8 protein-coding genes are annotated in these 6713 nt (G+C 63.5%); all 8 read left to right on the top strand.

The window, feature by feature from the left end:
• The first annotated feature begins 32 nt into the window (after nt 1-32).
• The 8 genes from acpP to ACTHL0_RS11315 all read left to right on the top strand — a co-directional run bounded on the left by acpP (nt 33) and on the right by ACTHL0_RS11315 (nt 6457).
• The gene (gene acpP / locus ACTHL0_RS11280; protein WP_004197638.1) at nt 33-272 is read left to right on the top strand and encodes an acyl carrier protein; all 240 of its coding nucleotides are present in this window, start codon (nt 33-35) and stop codon (nt 270-272) included.
• A gap of 153 nt (nt 273-425) precedes the next feature.
• Nucleotides 426-1664 carry a beta-ketoacyl-ACP synthase II gene (gene fabF / locus ACTHL0_RS11285; protein ID WP_440566823.1) on the top strand — a complete coding sequence of 413 codons (1239 nt, stop codon included), beginning with the start codon at nt 426-428 and terminating at the stop codon, nt 1662-1664.
• A complete protein-coding gene (locus ACTHL0_RS11290) occupies nt 1645-2130 on the top strand; it encodes a hypothetical protein (RefSeq protein ID WP_440566824.1) in 486 nt (161 codons plus the stop codon). Before fabF ends, ACTHL0_RS11290 begins: the two co-directional genes overlap by 20 nt.
• 170 nt (nt 2131-2300) lie before the next feature.
• A complete protein-coding gene (gene rpoE, locus ACTHL0_RS11295) occupies nt 2301-2900 on the top strand; it encodes an RNA polymerase sigma factor RpoE (RefSeq protein ID WP_440535320.1) in 600 nt (199 codons plus the stop codon).
• A 115-nt stretch (nt 2901-3015) separates the two neighbouring features.
• Nucleotides 3016-3621, top strand: a complete 606-nt coding sequence (locus ACTHL0_RS11300; protein ID WP_440566825.1) for a sigma-E factor negative regulatory protein — start codon at nt 3016-3018, stop codon at nt 3619-3621.
• A 4-nt stretch (nt 3622-3625) separates the two neighbouring features.
• Nucleotides 3626-4666, top strand: coding sequence for a MucB/RseB C-terminal domain-containing protein (locus ACTHL0_RS11305; RefSeq protein WP_440566826.1), 1041 nt, complete (start codon nt 3626-3628; stop codon nt 4664-4666).
• 19 nt (nt 4667-4685) lie between these two features.
• Nucleotides 4686-6200, top strand: a complete 1515-nt coding sequence (locus ACTHL0_RS11310; protein WP_440566827.1) for a DegQ family serine endoprotease — start codon at nt 4686-4688, stop codon at nt 6198-6200.
• On the top strand, nt 6197-6457 hold the full coding sequence (locus tag ACTHL0_RS11315; protein ID WP_440566828.1) for a glutaredoxin family protein: 261 nt from the start codon (nt 6197-6199) through the stop codon (nt 6455-6457). The genes ACTHL0_RS11310 and ACTHL0_RS11315 overlap by 4 nt, the downstream gene beginning before the upstream one ends.
• The last annotated feature ends 256 nt before the right edge of the window (nt 6458-6713 follow it).

Below are 6713 nucleotides of genomic sequence, written 5' to 3' on the forward strand. Positions count from 1 at the left end.
TGGATTTTTGAACTTTTTCCCTCGGAGGGGTAATGGACAACATCGAACAGCGCGTCAAGAAGATCGTCGCGGAACAACTGGGCGTCGCCGAAGCTGAAATCAAGAACGAAGCTTCGTTCGTGAACGATCTCGGCGCGGACTCGCTCGACACGGTCGAGCTCGTGATGGCGCTGGAAGACGAGTTCGGCATGGAAATTCCGGACGAGGAAGCCGAGAAGATCACGACGGTCCAACAAGCGATCGACTACGCGCGCGCAAACGTCAAGGCGTAACACCTGAGCCTCGCGCTGCACGCTGGCCGCGGTTGACGCGTATCCACGCCGGATGCCGATGCTAGTGCCGAATTCTTAGCCACAGGGCTCACAGGGCGGTTTCCTGTGGGTGCTGTGGCTTTTGCTTTTGTCATTTATGGAAAAGGGGTTACCGTGAGCCGTCGCCGCGTTGTTGTTACAGGCTTGGGTCTGGTATCGCCTGTCGGCAATCATGGTGCCGACGGCTGGGCCAATCTGGTTGCCGGCAAGTCCGGTATCGCGACCATCACGAAGTTCGATGCGACGAACTTCTCGACGCGCTTCGCCGGCGAAGTCAAAGGCTTCGACGTCGAAGAGTACATGCCGGCCAAGGAAGCCCGCCATATGGATACATTTATCCATTACGGCATGGCAGCCGGCATCCAGGCGATGCACGACAGCGGCTTCGAAGTCACCGAGGCCAACGCCGAGCGCTGCGGTGTCATCGTCGGATCGGGCATCGGCGGGTTGCCGATGATCGAAGTGACGCAAACGGAGCTGCTCAATCGCGGCCCGCGCCGCATCTCGCCGTTCTTCGTGCCCGCATCGATCATCAACATGATTTCGGGCCACCTGTCGATGCGCTTTGGCTTGAAGGGCCCGAATCTGGCCATCGTCACGGCCTGTACCACGGGCCTGCATTGCATCGGCGAAGCCGCACGTCTGATCGAGTACGGCGATGCGGATTTGATGGTGGCGGGCGGCGCGGAAGCGACGGTCTCCCCGCTCGGGATCGGCGGCTTCGCGGCGGCGCGCGCGCTCTCGCAACGCAATGACGATCCCGCCACGGCCAGCCGTCCGTGGGACGCCGATCGCGATGGCTTCGTGCTGGGCGAGGGGGCGGGCGTCATGGTGCTCGAAGAGTACGAGCACGCCAAAGCGCGCGGCGCGAAGATCTACGCCGAAATCGGGGGCTACGGCATGAGCGCCGATGCGTATCACATGACGGCGCCGCTCGAAGACGGCGACGGCGCGCGGCGCTGCATGGCCGCGGCTTTGCGCAATGCGGGCGTCAACGCCGACGAAGTCGACTACGTGAACGCGCACGGCACCTCGACGCCGCTGGGCGATCTGGCCGAAACGACGGGCATCAAGCGCGCGCTTGGCGATCACGCGAAGAAGGTGGTCGTGAACTCGACGAAATCGATGACGGGGCACTTGCTCGGCGGTTCGGGCGGCCTGGAATCGGTGTTCACGGTGCTGGCCATCCATCATCAAGTGTCGCCGCCCACGATCAACATCTTCAATCAAGACCCGAAATGCGATCTGGACTACTGCGCGAATCAGGCGCGGGAGATGAAGATCGATGTCGCGTTGAAGAACTCGTTCGGGTTCGGCGGTACGAACGGCACGCTTGTCTTCAAGCGCGCTTGAGCGTGGCGGTTCGTTGACGGACGGCGATCTCGAAGTCGAACCGGGTGCGCCGCGGCGGGTGACGCTGCGGCGTTCGCGCACGGTGCGCTCGGTCGCATCGGCCTTCGCGCTCGTTTGCGCGGCAGCCGTCTTTTTTACGGTGGAACCCCGCTTGGGTGCGATCGATGCGCTCTGCCTCGCGGGGGCGACGCTTGCGGCGCTCGGCTTATCGCTCGCGCGCTACGAGCGCCGGCAGCCGTCGCTGCTTGAATTGACCCCGGAAGGCCTGGCGGCGTTCGACAGCGCCGGGCGCCCGCTGTTTCAAGGGCGCATCGTCGGCTTTACAGGATGGGCGGAGCGGTTGCTCGTGCTGGCCGTTGCCGGCAGCGACGCGCGCCGGTCGAACGCGTTCGTCGTCTGCGCGGATGCCGTCGATGCCGGAGCGTTTCGCGCGTTGGCGGTCCGGGGCCGGCACGCCGCGTACTAGGGGGACAGGCGCGAGGTGAAAGGCTCGCGTTGACGCCGGCGAGTTCCCCTTGTAACCGAAGCTAATCTGTAACGGCCGTAACGGCGGTTACACATGGCGCATGAGGGGAAGATAGGGACGCTACAATAGCCGTCCGCCAGGTTTTCTCCCAAGTGAACGGACCCCATCAGGTGAGCGAAAAGGAAATCGACCAGGTTCTGGTCGAACGCGTGCAGCAAGGCGACAAGGCCGCGTTCGAACTCCTGGTCTCGAAATATCATCGCAAGATCATTCGGTTGATCTCGCGGCTTGTGCGCGACCCTGCCGAAGTGGAAGACGTCGCGCAAGACGCATTCATCAAGGCTTATCGTGCCCTGCCGCAGTTCCGCGGCGAATCGGCGTTCTATACCTGGCTGTACCGGATTGCCGTGAACACGGCAAAGAACTATCTCGCGACGCAAAGCCGACGCGCCCCGACTTCCACCGAAGCAAACGCCGAAGAGGCGGAAACTTTCTCGGACGCCGATCAACTAAGGGATATCAACACGCCCGAGTCGTTGTTGATGAGCAAGCAGATCGCGCAGACGGTCAATGCTGCCATGGCACTTTTGCCGGAAGAGCTTCGGGTGGCCATTACCCTTCGTGAAATCGAAGGTCTGAGCTACGAAGAAATTGCCGAGATGATGGGGTGCCCCATCGGAACGGTTCGATCGCGGATTTTTCGCGCTCGTGAGGCGATTGCGGCAAAATTGCGTCCACTGCTGGACACGCCGGAAGGTAGACGCTGGTAACGCGCTTGCAGGCTACGCCTGCGGCCGCGCGGCAAGGATCGGCATCGTGGACGAGATAGAGCAAGAACTGGGTTAAGTCGTATCACTACGGGGTGTTTGTGAGATGGGGAGCGTCATGGGGTCGGTTTCGATGCAATCGCAGGGTAGCTCGCGCGGCGAGCGCTTGTCGGCATTTGTCGACGGGGAAGGGCTTGATGCCCCGATGTCGTTCGACGGTGTCCTGACCGAGTTCGACTACGCCGATCGCAGCACGTGGTCGGCCTATCACTTGATCGGCGATGCGTTGCGTTCGGACGATCTTGCTATCCACCCTGCGAAGAGCCAGGCGTTTCTCGCGGGCTTCGCCGCAAGGCTCGAATCCGAGCCGCACTTCATTGCGCCCCAAGAGGCGGCGCGACGCAGCCCATCGGTGCTGCGCCGGCGCGCCGCGCCGGCGCTCGCCGTGGCGGCCGCGGCGGCTATGCTGACTTGGATCGTCCTGCCGCAATGGCACGGCGGCCCGTCGCAAGGAACGGTTCAAACGGCGGCCACGAGCAGCCACGCCGATGGCGTGCAATCGGTCGCGATGACGAACGTGCCGGGCGCGCAAGAGGGCAATATCATTCGCGACGCTCAATTGGATCAGTATCTGGAAGCTCACCAGCAATTCGCCCAGCAGCCGATGGTGGTGGGGGCGACGCCGCTCATCCGTGCCGCTGTTCAGACGTCGCAAGGCCAATAACCCGATGCGGACATTGCGCTCGATGCGCGTCGCCGCCCCGCGGCAATGGGCGGCGTGGCTGCTTTGCGCGGCCGCGATGTTGTCGGTTTCCCCGCGTGCGGCTCACGCTGAGGCCGATGCCACGTTACGCCAGCAGGCGGCGGGTTGGCTGGATCGGATCCAAGAGGCGGCGCGGCGCGAAAATTACGAAGGCGTGTTCGTCTATCAGCACGGCAATTTTGTGCAGTCCTCGCGGATTGCCCACTATGCCGTGCGGGGCGACGGCGAATTCGAATCGGTCGAAAGCCTGGATGGCCAGCAGCGCAAACTCTTGCGCCATGACGACGATCTCTACACGTTTGTGCCCGAGCGGCGCCTGTGCGTCGTCGAAAAGCGGCTCAACAAGGATTCGTTCCCCGCGCTGTTGAGCGAAAGCGGCTCGCGGGTCCTGACGGTCTACGATCCGAAGATGCTCGGCGACGATCGCGTCGCAGGGCTCGATGCGCAGGTCATCGAACTCGATCCGAAGGATGCCTACCGCTTCGCCTATAAGCTATGGGCCGATGCGAAGACGGGCCTCCTGCTGCGCGTGCAGACACTCGACGCGTCGGGCCAGGTGCTTGCGCAGGTGGCGTTCACGCAGGTGCGGATCGGCGTGCCGGCGCAAAAGAGCGCCATTGCGGCCGGTATGCGCAATACGAACGGCTGGACGCTCGTGCGGCCGCCCGTTTCGTCCGTCGATATGCAGGCGCAGGGTTGGCGTATTGCGCCCGATGTTCCCGGCTTCCATGAGATTCGTGAATTGCGCCGGCTCATGGCCGCCCGCGATCCGAATGCACGCCCGATTCCCGTCGATCAGGCGGTGTTCTCCGACGGGCTTTCCACGATCTCCGTATTCGTCGAGCCGGCCGAGGGCAACTCGCGCAAGGAAGGCGCCGGCAGCACGGGTGCCACGCATGTGCTTGTCACGCGATATCGCGATTATTGGACGACTGTGCTCGGGGAAGTGCCCCAGGCCACGCTGCAACGCTTCGCGTCTGCCATAGAATACAAGGCTACCAAGTAACGCTTCGGCTTCCCCTGTTATGACGAATCTTTCGGTGCGCAAATTCCTCGCGGCCGCCGCGGCTATGACCTGCCTGTCATTTGCGCCCCACGCGCAATCGGCGGTGCCGGCCGCGAACCTGCCCGATTTCACCGATCTCGTCGACAAGGTCGGGCCGGCGGTCGTCAACATTCGGACCACCACGCTGGCGCCGAGCTCGACCGGCCCGCGCGGCAATCCGCCGGGGATCGGCGATGGCGACATGTCGGAGTTCTTCCGGCGCTTTTTCGGCATTCCGCTGCCGCAAGGCCCGCGCGGCGGCGATCGGGGTGACCGAGGCGATCGCGGTGATCGCGGGGGCAGTCCCGATCAGTCCGACAACAACAACGACGACGAGAAAAGTGGCGGTGTCGGGTCGGGCTTCATCGTGTCGGCCGACGGCTACGTCATGACAAACGCGCATGTGGTGGACGATGCCGACAACATCTACGTCACGCTCACGGACAAGCGCGAATTCAAGGCCAAGCTGATTGGTGTAGACGATCGGACGGATATCGCCGTCGTGAAAATCAATGCGTCCAATCTGCCCATCGTGACGATCGGCGATTCGAACAAGGTGCGGGTGGGCGAGTGGGTCGTCGCGATCGGTTCGCCGTTCGGGCTCGACAATACCGTGACGGCCGGCATCGTCAGCGCGAAAGGGCGCGAGACGGGCGATTACCTGCCGTTCATCCAGACCGACGCAGCCGTGAACCCCGGCAATTCGGGGGGGCCGCTGATCAACATGCAAGGCGAGGTGATCGGCATCAACTCGCAGATCTACAGCCGCACGGGCGGGTTCATGGGCATTGCGTTCGCGATTCCGATCGACGATGCAATGCGCGTGGCCGATCAGCTCGAAACCACCGGCAAGGTGGTCCGGGGGCGCATCGCCGTTTCGATCGGCGAGGTGACGAAGGATGTGGCCGATTCCCTCGGTTTGCCGCGCGCGCAAGGTGCGCTCGTGAGCAGCGTCGAACCCGGCGGTCCCGCCGATAAGGCAGGATTACAACCGGGCGACATCATCCTCAAATTCAACGGTCTGCCCGTCGAAACCGACACCGATCTGCCGCGCATGGTGGGTGACACGAAACCGGGCACGCATGCGACGGTGACGTTCTGGCGCAAGGGCCAGTCGCGCGAGGTGCCGATCACGGTCGTGCAGACGCAGTCCGAAAAGACCGCCAAGGCGGACGAGCAGCAGGCGCCGCCCGCGCGGCCACGCCCCTCGAATGCGCTCGGCGTGACCGTGTCGGATCTGCCGGCCGATCGAATCAAGTCGCTGAAGCTGCGCACGGGCGGCGTGCAGGTGGAAGATGTCGACGGGCCCGCGGCGCGGGTGGGGCTGCAAAAGGGCGACATCATCCTGCGCGTCGGCGATAACGACGTCGCGAGCGCGAAGCAGTTCGAGCAGGTCACGGCCCACCTGGATCCGCAAAAGCCGGTGGCCGTGCTCGTGCGCCGCGGCGAGAACACGCAGTTCGTCCCCATCAAGCCGCGCGCGAAAGCGAAATGACGGCCCGCGCCGCAGCGCATCTCACGCTGTACTCGCGTGCGTGGTGTCATTTGTGCGAGCAGATGCTGGACGCGCTCAGGCCGTTGGCCGATGCGTTCGGGGCAACGGTCGAGGTCGTCGATGTTGATGGCGATCCCGAACTCGTCGCGCGCTATGACGAGCTCGTGCCGGTGCTCGTGTGCAACGGAGTCGAGCTTTGCCACTATCGGCTCGATAGCGAGCGCGTGCGGGCGGCATTGGCGTCGTTCGGCGCGTGAATTCCGGCGAACTGAGGCAGGTGCGCGGCGCGTCCATATCCCCGGCTCCGGCCGCTCGAACGGCTACCCAAACGGCCATCCAAACGGCCACCCAAACGGCCACCTCCCGGAAATCCGCCGTGAGAGGGGCATTTCGGCTAAAATAGGCCGTTTTTTCACGTACTTACAAGGCGTGCTCCGCAATCGTCCGAGCGCGCCTTTTTCGCTTGATCGGCCCTGAATGGATCACATACGCAACTTCTCGATCATTGCGCAC

It is taken from the genome of Trinickia sp., assembly GCF_051961175.1.
Classification (GTDB): Bacteria; Pseudomonadota; Gammaproteobacteria; order Burkholderiales; family Burkholderiaceae; genus Trinickia.